This is a genomic window from Pseudomonas sp. S4_EA_1b (genome assembly GCF_016307435.1).
Lineage (GTDB): Bacteria > Pseudomonadota > Gammaproteobacteria > Pseudomonadales > Pseudomonadaceae > Aquipseudomonas > Aquipseudomonas rhodesiae.
The window spans coordinates 42,391-55,420 of sequence record NZ_JAEILC010000086.1 but is presented as its reverse complement, the minus strand read 5'-3'; the positions used below and the strand labels follow the sequence as shown (position 1 = coordinate 55,420).

The following is a 13,030-nucleotide window of genomic DNA, read 5'->3' as shown; positions in this document are numbered from 1 at the left end:
GGCTATCTCTCAGAGACGCGGAAAGCTGTGCGCTGAGATGAGACGGTAGCTTGGCCACCATTACACAAGGATAGTTTTGGGTATGACCTACATTAACTTGCCGAGTAATCAGCAAGCTGCAATCAGCGACGTAGACGAGACAGCGCTTCGGACAGCTGTGCGCAAGTGCCTGGATGAAGAGCGTATGGGGCCGATTCATGGCCTTGGGCTCAGTGACTGTGGCCCTTACGTGGGTACCAAGCTTCACGCATTCCAACAAGCGATCGCTGAGTACGGCAAGGCCAAGGCCCATGCCAAGCGCGAACGCACTCGACAGGATGCGCTGCATGCCGGCAATGACCTCATTCACGCTGTGCAGCAGATGAAGGGTCGGCTTGAAACTGAGCACAAAGAGGGGGAGCTGTTTTTCATTGATGATCAGATCAGGCCGCCTTTCCATCTCAGCAAGCGACTGTCAGTGCAAGTGTCATTCCGCTGGCGAGCGTCACCGTCTTCGGACTGGAAGCACGGGCACCTGACGTTCGTCTACGAATTCTCCCCTCAGCCCAGCTATACCTTGCCGATGCCCAAGCGCAAGCCCAGCGCGGCGGAGGCAGCCAGGGATCTAGAAGACAGTCTTAACCGAGAATGGGAGCGTTTGAAGGCTCAGGCGCTTTTCTCTATGAGAGAGTTCTTCCGCGATGGCGGCGATGGGGATGCGGTGCCAGAGGTGTTCGCGGTGAGGCCTAGTGCCTACGGCGGGGGCCTGAATAACTTCAGCTGTAATTTTTGGCAGCCCGAGAGGCCGGTACCCTGAATTCGAGCAAGCATCAGCCTAGGTTGCTATGGCTGATGTGAGCAATCGCTCGCGTACCAAGTCTGCGTGGGCCGGGGAGCATTAGGAGATTCAAGCCTCAACTGAAGTGGTTTTGCCCCTATTTTGTTGGCATCCGCTTCATCTGAAATAGCCAGCCCTCACTTCCCATCATGGGATTTCACCTTGTATAACGCAGGTCGTGACGCTATAGTGGGTGTGCGGGAAATAAGAGCAGGGCTCCGAGATCATCAGGCGAAATTGGATCTGGAGTGTGGATTGCACGGAGACGCCATCCGTGTGGTAGCGGCATCAGACTTCGGTCTGTTGGCATGTGACCCAACCCCTAGGGGTTAGCTAAGCAAGCGCTGCGACTACCATCCCGCATATCTTCTTCAGTCAAGGGCGCCAAATCTGGCGCCTTTGGCGTTTCTGGGATTTGAAAACCCTCAATCATCCCGACAGCTTTCCCGTTCGGCGTACGGTTGCGATAAGCCGTCACCACGCTGTAATAGAGCTGGTCATCGCCGATAGGCCAAGCTGCTAATACTGCACACCCTTTGCGACCCCGGAGCACGATCAGTCGCTCGTTCCCCTTCATCGAGTCAAACTCACAAACGATGTTTGAGCCATGCACGATGATGTCGGACACAAAACGCGGTACGTCATAGACCGTTGGGTAGCCCCACTTTACTAGGTCATGGCCACGCTCTTGCCAGATGTGGCGTACACCGAAGCCTTTGTGGGGCCCGATGTGCTTGCCCGCCCTGAGGTAGATATCCCCGCCAGGCTGTTGCAATAACTGGCTGGTGACCTTCACCAATCCCCAGGATTCCAGGCCTGTGGAGGGGTGAGCAATATTGAAATCTTCGTGATGGTCGAACTCGACCGGTATCGCCTGAGGCGGCGGCGCCTTGAAACGTGACATGCCAGCAATCCTTAACTACTTGATGGCTCCATTCTCACGTCACGACTGGCCGTGTCAGAACCGCACTTTCCCATTTTACAGAATTTAGTGATGCCGATGGTCATTGGGTTTCTGCGGCGAGTACTCTGGATGGAGAAGCTGAGTCGGGGTGATCCCTAGAATCGTGCAGGTGGCTCGATGACTCAAGGTGTGGGATACCTCAGAGGCCGCCGAGCACTGCTAACACGATAGCCATTAAGGCTTAGGTACTTTGCCGGCTGATTCGCAGGCCTCCATCGTCGAGTCGAGTATGAATTGGCGTGGAGACTTGTTCAGCATGTTGGCCGCTTTGTTGACTTTGTCGGTCTGGTTGACCCCAAAGGTAACCAAAATGGGTTTGCCAGCGATGGCGGGTGGAGCGGATTTGCGGCTCATTTATTTTTCCCCTGTTCCAAAACCTGTTCCGCTTTCTGCAAAGTCGCCTGCTTAATGAGCTTGTTCACGGAAATACGTTTGCCGGTGCATCGCTCCATCAAATCAAGTTGGCGGTTTACCGAATCGGCTTCCTCCTGGGTGAGTGACAGGCGTTGCTGGCGCTTCATCGTGTATTGCTCTGAGTATTCACCGGCAGCGGGGGTAGGCGCTGCTGCCTGTTGTGCTGCAGGATCTGCAGCGATGTGGGGGTTGAATGTCGTCATTCGTGAAGTCCTGTATGTGGGCTTGGCCCAGTTTTTTGCTGAATGGGTGAGCCAGTCCATGGGAGCCTGGCTCATTTGCCCTGCCAGTGCTGCGACACGTTTGCGGCGTAGGCTCGACATCGGCGGGTGAAGCAACCATAATCGTTGCTCATGGGTTTGTCACCTGTTTTGAAAAGTAAACGTTACGAGGCGTGTAAACGTGTCTGAGAGCAAAGTCAAAAAGGCAATCAGCGTCCGATTCGATCCAGTGGAGTACGCGAATTACTCGGCTATGGTCGAAAATGCGGGGGTAGCCGTGAGCGACGGCCTTCGCTACCTGGTGACGGAAAAGCTGCAGCAAGCGGAAGAGGCCGACATGAAGAAATTTCATATCAGCTTCGATTTTCGATGGAAGGAGCGTGACGTTGCTTTTCCTGAGCACGTCGGGAATATGCTGGTGACGGTAACCCCTCCCCGCGAGCTATCGGACGATTTCTTGCAGCGGCTCATTTTTGTCATCCCAGAGTTTTGGGATGACTCAGGGTCGGGATTGAAGGAGATGTTCCGTATCGACTCAGCCTATTTCCACAGAGTCACGGCAGAGCCCCACCATAGAACGAGTGCCAAGGCCTCAAGAAATGTCCTGAGCTTCCATCTCCTCAAAAGCCGATGGAGATCTGCCATATTCGACTATGGCAGCGGGTACAAAGCAGAGGAGCTAGAAGATCGAATTCGCTCAGCGGTTACGTCTCACTTTACCCAGACTATCCGGCTTTACCTTATCGATCATCTTCCAGCGTCTCGGGTACTGCCAGAGGAGCTGTTCAACGAGATGATGAGTTTTCGCGACGAAAACACTCTCGATCAGATGATGGCTTTAGGGTAGATGTCGCTTGGTGTCGCGAGAAGACGTCCCTGGCCAGCTGTGGGTGTGTACCCGTGCCAAGGATGCATCAAGTCTCTCTGGTGTATTGAGCGCCCCTGCAGGAGGCTGCGTGTGGCCGCCACTGATCATAGGACGCCGGCTCCAGCTAATTTCAGCTGTTACGCAGCCAGGTATCAATCTTGTGGTGTAGCGACTGGAGAATTGCATTCCACTTGGCCGCCCGTTTGCAAGAGACTTGACCGGCGAACTGCATGCCCTCGACCGGCTGGAGTCGACCAATAGCTGCCCTCGGCTGGGGGCAGCTAACGGCCGATTCTGTTGAAAAAGTCGGTCTGCCCAAACTGCCTGATCATTGACTGGTGAGAACGCCTTTTTTGCACGCAGCTACGTGAAATCCGAGTCCGGAAGCCCCTGCCAAAAGTAAAGATTTCAATCTCGGACGCGTACTTTTCTGATGCGCAAACCATGGCCGACTTTTTCAACAGAATCGGCCAAAAGCGGCCCTCCAGCTTTAGAAATCTAAAGCGCATGAAAGAAGCATTTCTGTCGCTGACAACATTGTGCAGCTCCTAAAGCCCTTATTTGCGCACGACCACTCCTCCTACAGTCGGACTCACCAATATCCGTGTTTCGATGCGCGGCTTCCCAAGCGCCAAGATCTTGATTAATGTAATCGTCATTACAAACTATATAGCTAACTCTACATGAATAATTGGCTGGCTCTGATTCTTGGCTTACCCACTGCCAATGCCACCGAACGCATGCGCGCCTGGCGTGCATTGAAAGCTTCTGGTGCTGCGGTTCTGCGCGATGGCGCGTATCTGCTGCCAGACACTGGCGTCTGCCGTGAAGCACTGACGTCTGTCGAGCGCGATATCCTCGCCATCAATGGCACGGCCTACGTTCTGCCGATCGTCGACCCTAGAGGTGAGCGCTTCGTCGAGTTGTTCGACCGTAGCGATGACTACGGTAGGCTTGGTGCGGAGATAGAAGAGTGCCGTGGACAGCTGAATTCTGAAAATGCCCTGGCGACGACCAAACAAATTCGTAAGCTGCGCAAAGCCCACGATCAACTGGTCAGCATCGATTACTTTCCAGGCAAGCCCAAGCAGCAAGTTGATTCGGCGTTGCAGGAGCTAGAGACGGCGGTCAGTAGAGCCCTGTCGCCGGATGAGCCACACAGCAGCAACCAACCAATAACGGCACTCAATCTCAGCGATTATCAGGGCCGTATCTGGGCGACCCGTAACCGTCCCTGGGTCGACCGGCTCGCCTGTGCCTGGTTAATCCGCCGCTTCATCGACCCGCAAGCTCAGATCGTCTGGCTGAAGACTCCACAGGACTGCCCAGTCGACGCCTTAGGGTTTGATTTTGATGATGCAACCTTCAGCCATGTTGGTAACCGCGTCACCTTTGAAACCCTACAGGCCAGTTTTCAAATCCAGATACAAGGTCTAGGTCGCATTGCTGCACTTGTGCATTACCTCGATATCGGGGGCATTCAACCCGTGGAGGCTGCCGGCATCGAACGTGTACTGGCAGGGCTGCGAGAAACCATTACCGACGACGACCAACTGCTGGCTGCCGCGTGTGCCATTTTCGACGGTCTGCTCGCCGGTTTTGTGAAAGAGGAGCAGCCCAATGAGTAAAGTTATTGCACCAGAGATTGAAGCGGATCCGTCGAGGCCTGAAGAAATTAGTCTGCGTGAGGCGTTCTGGTTCTGGTTGAAGCTCGGTTTCATTAGCTTCGGCGGGCCTGCGGGCCAGATCTCGATCATGCATCAGGAGTTGGTGGAGCGGCGACGCTGGATTTCAGAACGCAGATTTCTGCATGCCCTCAATTACTGCATGTTGTTGCCAGGGCCCGAGGCTCAGCAACTGGCGACTTACATTGGTTGGCTGATGCATCGAACGTGGGGAGGCGTGATCGCCGGCACGCTGTTTGTGCTGCCCTCACTATTCATCCTGATCGCGCTGTCGTGGATGTACATCGCGTTCGGCGAAGTACCCGTGGTAGCCGGACTCTTCTACGGCATCAAGCCCGCCGTGACGGCCATCGTGGTGCAGGCGGCACATAGGATCGGCTCTCGGGCATTGAAGAATAATTGGCTGTGGGCGATAGCGGCGGCTTCATTTACTGCGATCTTTGCATTCAATGTTCCGTTCCCGCTGATCGTCTTAGGGGCAGCATTGATTGGCTATTTCGGCGGGCGACTGGCACCTGAGAAGTTCAGAGCCGGTGGCCATAGCGCCGCCAAAAAATCCTTCGGCCCGGCCTTAATCGATGACGACACGCCGTCCCCGGAACATGCCCGCTTCAGCTGGTTGAAATTGGCCTCACTCGCACTGATTGGTGCCGTGCTATGGGCTTTGCCGATGGGTGTTTTGACCGCGCTCTTTGGGTGGGAAGGAACCCTGACCCAGATGAGCTGGTTCTTTACCAAAGCTGCATTGCTGACCTTTGGCGGTGCTTATGCCGTACTGCCGTATGTCTATCAAGGCGCAGTCGGTCACTATGGCTGGTTAACCCCGACACAGATGATCGACGGCCTTGCGCTGGGGGAAACCACGCCTGGGCCGCTGATCATGGTGGTGGCTTTCGTCGGCTTCGTCGGGGCCTATGTCTCGCAAGTGTTCGGGGCTGATCAGCTGTTTCTGGCCGGAGCTGTCGCAGCTGCCCTGGTGACCTGGTTCACCTTTTTGCCCTCGTTCCTGTTCATCCTTGCGGGTGGCCCTCTGGTTGAGTCGACCCACAACGAACTCAAGTTCACTGCACCGCTTACCGCCATCACCGCCGCCGTAGTTGGGGTGATCCTCAATCTGGCGTGCTTCTTCGGGTATCACGTGCTTTGGCCGAAAGGCTTCAGCGGCAACCTCGACTGGCCCTCTGCAGTAATCGCCATCGCAGCGGCAATAGCATTGTTCCGCTTCAAGCGCGGCGTCATTCAGGTACTGATGGCCTGTGCGCTCGCTGGTCTGGCAGTACATCTGCTGCGCTAGCTATCACGAGCGGATTAAACAGCGTCCGTCAGACACCCAGGCCCCTTCAGATCTGAAGTGACCAGCTCACACCAATGCCCAGCCTGACGCTGGGCTTTTGCCATTTAATGGCAGTGGTAGTCGTTGGTTTTATGGTTGCGATGGCAACCTTTTGAATCAGTACCGCCGCTGTGCGCGAAGGCAGCAACGGACGTAATCGAAAGTAAAGCGGCGATCAAAATGGCGGACAGTTTCATCAGGGCTTGCTCCTTGCTCATATTTTATATCCGTGAGAGGTCTCACGCCCGGCAGCGTATGGCTAAGTGCCTTCACTGAGCAAGCTACTTCTCCGGGGACTCGATCAAAGGTCGAATGCTTATTTCTTGAGCTACTTCTGGCTCTGGTTTAGGATGAATTCATATCCCCCTAGGGGGGATACAAAATCATCTGAAAACGAGAACTCGTAGTTCTTCTATCTTCGGGAAATCTCAGTGACTAGATAGGCGCACGCGTTTCCTTTTGAGATTTCTCATGCTGAAAATCCTAGCCAACCGAACCTATCGCCATCTTTTCCTGGCTCAAGTGATTGCACTCGTAGGGACTGGCCTTGCCACCGTCGCGCTCGGTTTACTGGCGTTCGATCTAGCAGGCGCCCAAGCAGGTGCCGTTCTCGGCACGGCGTTGGCGATCAAAATGACCGCCTACATTGGCGTTGCGCTCATTGCAGCGGCTTTTGCAGAGCGCCTGCCTCGCCGAGCCATGCTGGTCTCTCTGGATCTGGTGCGGGCCGTGGTCGCGCTGGCTCTCCCGTTTGTGACTGAGGTTTGGCAAATCTACGTACTGATTTTCGTCCTTCAGTCCGCATCGGCAGCGTTCACTCCAACGTTCCAAGCGACCATTCCAGACATCCTGCCGGATGAAGACGACTACACGCGTGCGCTGTCGTTATCGCGCCTGGCCTACGATCTCGAAAGCGTCGCGAGCCCGATGCTCGCTGCCGCGCTCCTGACGGTGATCAGCTTCCACAACCTTTTCGCCGGCACGGTCATCGGCTTCCTCGCTTCTGCCGCCCTAGTCGCCACGGTGTTGTTGCCAAAGGCGAAGCAAGTACCACGACGCAGCATCTATGAACGAACCACCCGTGGCATGCGCATATTCCTAGCGACGCCCCGCCTGCGAGGGCTGCTGGCTCTCAACCTGACGGTAGCGGCTGCCAGTGCAATGGTCATCGTCAACACCGTGGTTCTGGTTCAGTCGCGCTTCGCTCTGCCCCAAAGCTCAACGGCATTGGCGCTGGCTGCGTTTGGTGGTGGTTCCATGATCTCGGCCCTGGTCTTGCCTCGCCTGCTGAAAAACATCAAAGACCGAACGGCCATGTTGTTTGGCGGAGGAATACTGGTCGTAGGCTTGGCCGTCGGCATCAACCTGACCACCTACAACTTCCTGCTGCCGTTGTGGATGGTGCTCGGGGTGGGCTATTCGCTGGCCCAGACTCCGAGCGGTCGCCTGTTGCGTCGCTCGGCACATGCCGAAGATCGCCCGGCGTTGTTTGCCGCCCAATTTGCGCTGTCCCATGCTTGCTGGTTGATTACTTATCCACTGGCGGGATGGCTGGGAGCCAACATCAGCCTCACGGCGTCGTTTGTTGGCCTCGCCGTGGTGGCAGGCAGTGCACTACTGGTCAGCATCGTGATCTGGCGCCCAGCTCATGATCAGGAGTCGATCAAACACACCCATGAGAATCTGCCGGGCGATCACGCGCACATCGACGGCCAGGACGGTGTGGATCACGAACACCCATACGTGATCGATGATCAGCATCGCCGATGGCCCAATAGGTGATCGCGAATTCCTAAGATTTGCTAAAGCTGGTGACCGGTATTCAGCCAAGCAACCGTAGCGCTTGCAAAGCGGCAAGGTGGCCCGGATAGAACCAATATCCCCATTGCCGCACCGGCCAGACCTTGAAGGTGAAGGTCTGACGCAGTAGCCAGAGTCCGATCAGCGGCGCCGCGAACGCGGTGCTCAAAGCCACCAATGAATAGACCTCCAAGTCCAGCGCCTTGGTTACGATGCTACTTCGCGTATTGCTCATCAAGCATAGAGCCGCAGGCAGCAGCCAAAGAACACCAGGGCCTTTGATTGCTATTAAGACAGCCGCTGGAACAAGCGCACCGTAGAAGCCGTACATCAGTGGATCATCCAGCACGTAGGCAATCGCGGCGGCCAATAACGCCATAGCACTGCTCAACAGGGTGCGATGCTGCCATCCCCAGGCAATCACCAGTCCCAATGCCAGCGTCACCAACACGTTGAATGACCCCGAAGAACTGATGTAGCGATACGGCACTTCTGAAATGGCGGCGAACACCAGCATCAAGGCAAGGTATCGACCATTCGCCGCCGTCAACAACTCGCCCCGTTTGGAGCGCGCCACGTTGGCCGCAATGGCGACACAGAACAACGGAAAGGAAAGTCTCCCCGGAATGAACAGGTTGCTCAACTCCGGCCACACCAACCGCAAGTGATCGATAACCATGGTCAACATCGCTAGCCACTTGATCAGATCCAGGCTATTGCTTCGGCTCTTGAGTGGGGAAAGCGGGACAGTAGGCATCGTCATGCCCACCCCAGCGTGACGGCGGTCAGCACGAGATAACGCAGGCCCTTGGCCAGGGTGACAATCAGCAGGAAACTCCAGAGTGGCTCGCGCATGACTCCGGCGACGACTGTCAGCGGGTCGCCAATGATGGGCACCCAGCTCAACAACAGTGACCAGCGCCCGTAGCGCAGATACGACTGCTGGGCCTTTTCTAACTTGCTCTCGCTCACGGGGAACCAGCGCTTGTGGCGGAATCGCTCAACGGAACGGCCCAGAAGCCAGTTCAGAGCGGAGCCAAGCACGTTGCCAACAGTGGCGACTGCCAATAGCGAAGAAACAACGTACCGGTCGGAGAGCAACATCCCGACCAGCACGGCTTCAGACTGCATCGGCAATAACGTCGCGGCACCGAATGCCGCCACGAACAGACCAATGTAGCTCGTGAGTTCAAACACGAAAGACTTGCCTCAAGCGTTCAGGCCGATCCAGCCATGGAAGCCCACGTACAGACCAACACCAATGATCAGCACGCTGGACAGGTACGGAGCACGACGAGCCACGGTGCCCAGCCAAGGCCAACGGTTGGAGGCCTGCTTAGCACCAATTGCCGCAGCAGCACCGACAGTGACCAAGGTGAGCGCCAATCCTATGCTGAAACACAGGACAAGCATGCCTCCCAGCGCGACTTCTTTAACCTGAAGACATAGCAACAGAACGGTAATGGCTGCCGGACAAGGAATCAGACCCCCAGTCAGGCCGAACATAACGATCTGGCCCGTGGTGACCTCGCGATTGGTGAAGCGCTTGCGGATATCGTTGGCATGCGCACGTTCATGCGCATCCTGGTAGCCATCAATCGACAACTCTAAGCCTTCCAATTCGGAATGAGCATGCCCGTGATCGTGTTCCTGATACTGGAGATCGTAATCATGGGAGTGACCTGCATGCCCAAGACTCAAGCGAGCACTGAACTCATGTGGTTCCGGAATATCGACCTTCGACTCCAGGAAGCCGTCGCGCTCAACGAAAGAGAACGATTGGCTGCTACCGTCCGGACGAGTAGTCATCAGGCGAACATCTGAGGCAGCCCAAGCGTGCCCGGTCAGTGTCTTCAGGCGCCAGTGCGGTGGCATGCCTTCCTCGAAGATCGACAGCTCAATGCGGCCATGGCCGGTATCGATTCGATGGGTCTCATCATGATGACCATGGTCGTGCTCGCCGTGGTGATGATCATCACCTTGCTCGAACTTGAACATCTGCTCGCCGCGCCAAGTACGCCAGAGCATCCATAGCGCAATCACGATAATCAGTGCAGAAGAGGCAAGCTGGAAGTACGGCTCAGTGGTTTGCGCATCCAGGCCTTTGCCCAGGTACATGCCGCCGATGGCGACCAACCACACCACTGCGGTATGCGACAACGTCGCGGCCAAACCTAACAAAACAGCCTGTTTGACCGAGCCTCGGATGGCCACGATGAAGGCCGCCATCATGGTTTTGGAATGTCCCGGCTCCAGGCCATGCAAGGCGCCGAGCAGGATCGCGCTCGGGAAATACAGCCAGGCGTGAGCCCCGCCTTGTTGCAGCAGTTCAGCAAAATTGGGCATGACAGACCTAGAGGTACTTGGTGATTTGCTTGAAAGCTTCCAGTGGTGCGCGTTCGCCATTGCCTAGCGCCGAAACGGTGTCCTCCAGGCAGTGATCAATGTGATCCTGGATGAGCGTACGTTTGGCCTGGCACACTGCTTTTTCAACCGCATGCAGCTGCTGGGCGATGTCCACGCACTCACGACCCTCTTCGATCATGGTGATGATGCCGCGTAAATGCCCATCCGCCCGTTTGAGACGTTTGATGATCGCCTCATGACTTTGGTGGGTGTGGGGATGGCTGTGTTCGTGTTCGTGCTCACTCATGACTTGAGCCTCAGGCCTCAATGAATTACGCTGGCATCCTATCCCCCCTAGGGGGATATGGTCAAACGCGTAAAAGCCCTATAAACCGAGTTGAAACCCTAACGCCATGTTCAGCAGAACACTGACAACTACGGTGGTAATCGCGCTGGCTCTCGCCATGTTAGTGGCTTGGGCCGGGCATACCTATTCGTTATCAGTGGCGTCGAAACAGCCAGCCTGGGAGATCACGCAAGACGCCCATCACTCCCACGGCGAAGAGGCTTCATCCAGCTATTCGAGTCTTTCAGATCACTACCATTCGCCATTGACCCCTGATCACCAGCACGAAACACCGCAACTCACAGCGGCGTTGATGCTGGCGACATCCCCAATGCTATCCATCCGGGTCGATGCGCTTCGACACTCTGTTCCCCTGCCGCCGATATTCTTGATCGAGCGTCCACCCCGTCCTTCGTTCGCATCTTGACCTTGGCCGCACTGCGGCCTTCGATCTCTGCAACGTAGGATTGATCTATGCATCCGTACTCGATGAGCGGCGCCGGCGCGTTTACTACGCCTTTGCACCGCCCCGTATTGCTGTTGTTTTTACTTGTCGCTGCACTTTTCCTGGGAATGCCCGAGGCGATGGCTCACGCCGTAGCGGAAGGTGACAAAGGCTTCATCCAGGAAAGCTCCGGCGTCATGTTGCTGCCCTTCATCTACATGGGCGCCAAGCACATGATGACCGGATACGACCACCTGCTGTTTTTGTTCGGGGTGATCTTCTTCCTCTATCGCCTGAAAGACGTGGGGCTGTATGTCACGCTGTTCGCTGTAGGCCATTCGGTCACGCTGCTGCTTGGCGTACTTACAGAGGTCAGCATCAGCTCGTACATCATCGACGCCATCATCGGCTTCTCGGTGGTGTACAAGGCGCTCGACAACTTGGGCGCATTCCAGCGCTGGCTCGGTTTCCAACCCAACACCAAGGTGGCCACGCTGATCTTCGGCTTGCTCCACGGTTTTGGTCTGGCGACGAAGATCCAGGAGTACGAGATCTCGCCTGATGGCCTGATTCCGAACCTCATCGCCTTCAACGTCGGTGTTGAGATTGGCCAGTTGCTGGCCCTCAGCGCGATTCTCATTTTGATGGGTTATTGGCGGCGCACCGGCAGTTTCTGGCGCCACGCCTATACCGCCAACGTCGCCATGATGAGTGCCGGTTTCCTGCTGATGGGTTACCAGATCACCGGCCTGTTTGTCTCCGTGTAAGGAATTCTGACCATGTTTAATACTCCGCTTCCGACTGTTAATGAATTGCCAAGCACTCGCAAACTGGTGCGCTCCACTGTTATTGCCCTGCTGACTGCGGTCGGCCTGCTGGTGACAGTGGTTATGCCTTCGGAATATGCCGTCGATCCAACGGGTGTGGGCCGAGCACTGGGACTGACCCAAATGGGCGAATTGAAGATCATCCTTGCTCAGGAAGCTTTGGCGGATGCCGCGCCACCGCAAGCTGCTACTCCAGCTCCAGCTCCAGCTCCAGCTCCAGCTCCGCAGGTTGCGCAAGTCCAGCCTATTGCGAAACCTGTTACTCAGCCGGCGCCCACACCCACTTCAGCTTTGAAGACTAATCAAATGAGCGTCACGCTCAAGCCAGGTGAAGGGACGGAAATAAAGCTCGAAGTCTTGAATGGCAAGTCTGTTAGCTACGAATGGACTGCGGTTGGCGGGCCTGTGAACTTCGATACCCATGGCGAACCTTACAACGGTGAGAAGGGTTACTTCCACAGCTACAGCAAGGGCAAGCAGGTCAAAAGTGACAAGGGTGAATTTACCGCCATTTTTGACGGCACCCATGGTTGGTTTTGGCGTAATCGCAGCAACAGCGACGTGACCATCGCACTGAAAACAACCGGCGATTACTTGAGCGTCAAACAGTAATTCGAAACAGCGATGGCTGTCCTACTGCCGAAAATTCACCGTTCAGCCTGCCCCCAGACCATTTATCAACTTTTGAAGAGTCCTTCCATGAAAACCCCAACCACTCTGGTTCGTTCTATGCTCCTGATCTGCTTCTTCGGCCTGATGACGGCATGCGGTGGTGGTGAGAAAGTAGAAACCTCCGACAAAGCTGAGCACGGACATTCCCACGAATAACCCCATAAAAACAAGGCCGCAAATGCGGCCTTGTTTTTTCTGCGTGACGAAAAATTTTTGCCTGACATCCTGCAAAAAAATGACTGTTTTGGGTCGATTGCTGGTAGTCACGTATGGCAGCTAATGGCCGATCAGG

General features: G+C 55.7%; 16 protein-coding genes. 7 read left to right on the top strand and 9 right to left on the bottom strand.

Translation table 11 applies throughout. The features are described 5' to 3' along the window. Positions 1 to 82 precede the first annotated feature (82 nt). Positions 83 to 796: a hypothetical protein gene (locus YA0848_RS24370; protein WP_042561605.1), complete on the top strand. Its 714-nt coding sequence runs from the start codon at positions 83 to 85 to the stop codon at positions 794 to 796. A 343-nt stretch (positions 797 to 1,139) separates the two neighbouring features. On the opposite strand, the gene YA0848_RS24365 is transcribed toward YA0848_RS24370, so the two are convergent. The 3 genes from YA0848_RS24365 to YA0848_RS24355 form a co-directional block, all read right to left on the bottom strand. Continuing rightward, the gene (locus YA0848_RS24365) at positions 1,140 to 1,721 is read right to left on the bottom strand and encodes a hypothetical protein (RefSeq protein WP_052491577.1); all 582 of its coding nucleotides are present in this window, start codon (positions 1,719 to 1,721) and stop codon (positions 1,140 to 1,142) included. Between the two features lie 234 nt (positions 1,722 to 1,955). Beyond that, complete coding sequence (locus YA0848_RS24360) at positions 1,956 to 2,135, bottom strand: hypothetical protein (RefSeq protein ID WP_042561604.1); 180 nt, start codon at positions 2,133 to 2,135, stop codon at positions 1,956 to 1,958. After that, positions 2,132 to 2,398, bottom strand: a complete 267-nt coding sequence (locus tag YA0848_RS24355; protein ID WP_042561603.1) for a hypothetical protein — start codon at positions 2,396 to 2,398, stop codon at positions 2,132 to 2,134. Before YA0848_RS24355 ends, YA0848_RS24360 begins: the two co-directional genes overlap by 4 nt. Before the next feature lie 199 nt (positions 2,399 to 2,597). Here YA0848_RS24355 and YA0848_RS24350 point away from each other — a divergent pair, with 199 nt between their 5' ends. From YA0848_RS24350 to chrA, 3 genes are all read left to right on the top strand, one after another. Then, complete coding sequence (locus YA0848_RS24350) at positions 2,598 to 3,263, top strand: hypothetical protein (RefSeq protein ID WP_052491576.1); 666 nt, start codon at positions 2,598 to 2,600, stop codon at positions 3,261 to 3,263. Positions 3,264 to 3,967: 704 nt separating this feature from the next. Further along, entirely contained in the window at positions 3,968 to 4,912 is a 945-nt protein-coding gene (locus YA0848_RS24345; RefSeq protein WP_042561601.1) for a chromate resistance protein ChrB domain-containing protein, read from the top strand. Next, entirely contained in the window at positions 4,905 to 6,263 is a 1,359-nt protein-coding gene (gene chrA, locus YA0848_RS24340; RefSeq protein WP_042561600.1) for a chromate efflux transporter, read from the top strand. The genes YA0848_RS24345 and chrA overlap by 8 nt, the downstream gene beginning before the upstream one ends. A 104-nt stretch (positions 6,264 to 6,367) precedes the next feature. On the opposite strand, the gene YA0848_RS24335 is transcribed toward chrA, so the two are convergent. Then, positions 6,368 to 6,520: a YHYH domain-containing protein gene (locus YA0848_RS24335; protein ID WP_223656464.1), complete on the bottom strand. Its 153-nt coding sequence runs from the start codon at positions 6,518 to 6,520 to the stop codon at positions 6,368 to 6,370. Between the two features lie 253 nt (positions 6,521 to 6,773). Here YA0848_RS24335 and YA0848_RS24330 point away from each other — a divergent pair, with 253 nt between their 5' ends. Next, a complete protein-coding gene (locus tag YA0848_RS24330; RefSeq protein ID WP_198712551.1) occupies positions 6,774 to 8,084 on the top strand; it encodes an MFS transporter in 1,311 nt (436 codons plus the stop codon). 40 nt (positions 8,085 to 8,124) lie between these two features. On the opposite strand, the gene YA0848_RS24325 is transcribed toward YA0848_RS24330, so the two are convergent. The 4 genes from YA0848_RS24325 to YA0848_RS24310 are packed head-to-tail and all read right to left on the bottom strand — an operon-like array spanning position 8,125 to position 10,755. Next, positions 8,125 to 8,865 carry a TraX family protein gene (locus YA0848_RS24325; RefSeq protein ID WP_080896070.1) on the bottom strand — a complete coding sequence of 247 codons (741 nt, stop codon included), beginning with the start codon at positions 8,863 to 8,865 and terminating at the stop codon, positions 8,125 to 8,127. Further along, positions 8,862 to 9,299 carry a YqaA family protein gene (locus tag YA0848_RS24320; RefSeq protein WP_042561598.1) on the bottom strand — a complete coding sequence of 146 codons (438 nt, stop codon included), beginning with the start codon at positions 9,297 to 9,299 and terminating at the stop codon, positions 8,862 to 8,864. Before YA0848_RS24320 ends, YA0848_RS24325 begins: the two co-directional genes overlap by 4 nt. 12 nt (positions 9,300 to 9,311) lie before the next feature. Next, positions 9,312 to 10,448: a nickel/cobalt efflux protein RcnA gene (locus YA0848_RS24315; protein ID WP_042561597.1), complete on the bottom strand. Its 1,137-nt coding sequence runs from the start codon at positions 10,446 to 10,448 to the stop codon at positions 9,312 to 9,314. A gap of 7 nt (positions 10,449 to 10,455) precedes the next feature. Continuing rightward, positions 10,456 to 10,755, bottom strand: a complete 300-nt coding sequence (locus YA0848_RS24310; protein ID WP_032894820.1) for a metal-sensing transcriptional repressor — start codon at positions 10,753 to 10,755, stop codon at positions 10,456 to 10,458. A 513-nt stretch (positions 10,756 to 11,268) separates the two neighbouring features. Between YA0848_RS24310 and YA0848_RS24305 the strand changes: the two genes are divergently transcribed. Beyond that, positions 11,269 to 12,006, top strand: coding sequence for a HupE/UreJ family protein (locus tag YA0848_RS24305; protein ID WP_042561596.1), 738 nt, complete (start codon positions 11,269 to 11,271; stop codon positions 12,004 to 12,006). Positions 12,007 to 12,018: 12 nt separating this feature from the next. Further along, positions 12,019 to 12,678 (top strand): transmembrane anchor protein, encoded by a 660-nt coding sequence (locus YA0848_RS24300; RefSeq protein ID WP_169871199.1) that lies wholly within the window; start codon positions 12,019 to 12,021, stop codon positions 12,676 to 12,678. Between the two features lie 42 nt (positions 12,679 to 12,720). On the opposite strand, the gene YA0848_RS24295 is transcribed toward YA0848_RS24300, so the two are convergent. Beyond that, the gene (locus YA0848_RS24295) at positions 12,721 to 13,005 is read right to left on the bottom strand and encodes a hypothetical protein (protein ID WP_155401175.1); all 285 of its coding nucleotides are present in this window, start codon (positions 13,003 to 13,005) and stop codon (positions 12,721 to 12,723) included. Positions 13,006 to 13,030 lie beyond the last annotated feature (25 nt).

What these genes read in the sequence shown, in the direction of transcription:
- YA0848_RS24365 (WP_052491577.1), bottom strand. Translation starts at nt 1,721, where the DNA reads ATGTCACGTTTCAAGGCGCCGCCGCCTCAGGCGATACCGGTCGAGTTC.
- YA0848_RS24360 (WP_042561604.1), bottom strand. Translation starts at nt 2,135, where the DNA reads ATGAGCCGCAAATCCGCTCCACCCGCCATCGCTGGCAAACCCATTTTG.
- YA0848_RS24300 (WP_169871199.1), top strand. Translation starts at nt 12,019, where the DNA reads ATGTTTAATACTCCGCTTCCGACTGTTAATGAATTGCCAAGCACTCGC.
- chrA (WP_042561600.1), top strand. Translation starts at nt 4,905, where the DNA reads ATGAGTAAAGTTATTGCACCAGAGATTGAAGCGGATCCGTCGAGGCCT.
- YA0848_RS24355 (WP_042561603.1), bottom strand. Translation starts at nt 2,398, where the DNA reads ATGACGACATTCAACCCCCACATCGCTGCAGATCCTGCAGCACAACAG.
- YA0848_RS24330 (WP_198712551.1), top strand. Translation starts at nt 6,774, where the DNA reads ATGCTGAAAATCCTAGCCAACCGAACCTATCGCCATCTTTTCCTGGCT.
- YA0848_RS24305 (WP_042561596.1), top strand. Translation starts at nt 11,269, where the DNA reads ATGCATCCGTACTCGATGAGCGGCGCCGGCGCGTTTACTACGCCTTTG.
- YA0848_RS24310 (WP_032894820.1), bottom strand. Translation starts at nt 10,755, where the DNA reads ATGAGTGAGCACGAACACGAACACAGCCATCCCCACACCCACCAAAGT.
- YA0848_RS24345 (WP_042561601.1), top strand. Translation starts at nt 3,968, where the DNA reads ATGAATAATTGGCTGGCTCTGATTCTTGGCTTACCCACTGCCAATGCC.
- YA0848_RS24325 (WP_080896070.1), bottom strand. Translation starts at nt 8,865, where the DNA reads ATGACGATGCCTACTGTCCCGCTTTCCCCACTCAAGAGCCGAAGCAAT.
- YA0848_RS24315 (WP_042561597.1), bottom strand. Translation starts at nt 10,448, where the DNA reads ATGCCCAATTTTGCTGAACTGCTGCAACAAGGCGGGGCTCACGCCTGG.
- YA0848_RS24370 (WP_042561605.1), top strand. Translation starts at nt 83, where the DNA reads ATGACCTACATTAACTTGCCGAGTAATCAGCAAGCTGCAATCAGCGAC.
- YA0848_RS24335 (WP_223656464.1), bottom strand. Translation starts at nt 6,520, where the DNA reads ATGAGCAAGGAGCAAGCCCTGATGAAACTGTCCGCCATTTTGATCGCC.